At 69.6% G+C, this 1,679-nt stretch carries 2 protein-coding genes and 1 pseudogene; all 3 read right to left on the reverse strand.

Annotated elements, in window-relative coordinates; translation table 11 throughout:
* Positions 1-813 (reverse strand): annotated as a pseudogene (locus I5I_RS06600) (quinone-dependent dihydroorotate dehydrogenase); the annotation flags it as partial.
* 52 nt (positions 814-865) lie between these two features.
* Positions 866-1,330: a transcriptional regulator NrdR gene (gene nrdR, locus I5I_RS06605; RefSeq protein WP_036288013.1), complete on the reverse strand. Its 465-nt coding sequence runs from the start codon at positions 1,328-1,330 to the stop codon at positions 866-868.
* 3 nt (positions 1,331-1,333) lie between these two features.
* A partial coding sequence (locus I5I_RS06610) for a histidinol dehydrogenase (protein WP_036317876.1) occupies positions 1,334-1,679 on the reverse strand: 346 nt, incomplete at its 5' end.

Below are 1,679 nucleotides of genomic sequence, written 5' to 3' on the forward strand. Positions count from 1 at the left end.
AGCGGGCACCGGAGAGGCCGCCCGCGCCCATCGCNGCAACGCGGAGGCGTCCGCCGTGAGGCCTTCGCGTGAAATCGTCGTATTGGTCGCGATGAGCCCGNCCAGGCCGAGGTCGACCGCCAGGCGCGCCACCGCCTCGACCTCGTCGTCCGGGAGGTCAGGGGCGATCTTCACGAGTAGGGGGGTGGCGCCTGCGGCATCCCGAACCGCCTCCAGGAGGGGGCGCAACGTCTCTACAGCCTGCAGTCCGCGCAGCCCGGGAGTGTTGGGCGAGGAGACGTTGACGACGAGGTAGTCCGCCACCGGAGCGACCAGCTTCGTGCTGGTGACGTAGTCGGCCGTGGCGTGCTCGACATCGACGATGCGACTCTTGCCGATGTTCGCACCGAGCACGGCGCGGTGGGCTCGACGGCGCGATCGGCTGAGCCTGCGGGCAGCCGCCGAGGCGCCCGCGTTGTTGAAGCCCATGCGGTTGATCAGGCCTCTGTCGGCGATGAGGCGGAACAGCCGTGGACGCGGGTTTCCCTCCTGCGGCACCGCCGTCACGGTGCCCACTTCGACATGACCGAAGCCGAGCGCGAACAGGCCCTCACTCATCACGGCGTTCTTGTCGAAGCCGGCGGCGACGCCGAACGGCGAGTCGAAGTCGATCCCGAGGGCGCGCGTGCGCAGGGACGGGTCCGGCGCCGTCAGCGCCCGCACGATCGGACGCAGCGGCCAGATGCCGAATGCACGGATGACGGGGATGACGAGGTGGTGGGCCCGCTCGGGGTCCATGTGCGCGAAGACGGTGCGGAAGATGAAGGCGTACATCGGATCTCAGCCTAGGGCGCCCCCAGGGTCGTCCGGCGCGCGACGGCCGTGACTACTCCGTCGCCTCCGCCGCGTGGTCGGCACGCAGCTGCGCGATCGACGCCTCGAAGTCCTCCAGCGAGTCGAAAGCCTGGTACACGCTGGCGAAGCGCAGATAGGCCACCTCGTCGAGGTCGCGCAGCGGGCCGAGGATGGTCAGACCGATCTCGTTCGTGTCGATCTGCGACGCGCCGGTCTGGCGTACCGCCTCCTCCACCGCTTGAGCGAGCATCGCCAGATCGCCTTCGGTCACCGGGCGCCCCTGGCAGGCTTTGCGAACGCCGGACATCACCTTCTCGCGACTGAACGGCTCGATGACGCCGGAGCGCTTGATGACGTTGAGACTGGCGGTCTCGACGGTCGTGAACCGGCCTCCGCACTGCGGACATTGGCGGCGACGGCGGATGCTGAGACCGTCATCGCTGGTACGGGAATCGATCACGCGCGAATCGGCGTGACGGCAGAACGGGCAATGCACGCGTCACTCCCCCGCCGAAAGGTCCGCGAACCGCGCCGTGACCGCTTCGCCGTGCGCCGGCAGCGCCTCGGCGACCGCCAGCGCGACGATGTCGTCGTGGGCCGCCCGCAGCGCTTCGCGGTCGTACACGATGACCTGCTGCGGACGCAGAAACGTCGCCGCCGACAGGCCCGCCGCGTACCGCGGCTGCCCGCCCGTCGGGAGCACGTGGTTGCTACCGGCCAGGTAGTCCCCGAGACTCACGGGCGAGTACGCACCGACGAACACCGCACCGGCATTGACGAAGTCCTCCGGACGAGGGTCGCGCAGGTGCAGTTCGAGATGCTCCGGTGCGTACGCGTGCGAAGGC

Origin of the sequence: Microbacterium sp. B24, assembly GCF_000333415.1 — a bacterium.
GTDB lineage: Bacteria > Actinomycetota > Actinomycetes > Actinomycetales > Microbacteriaceae > Microbacterium.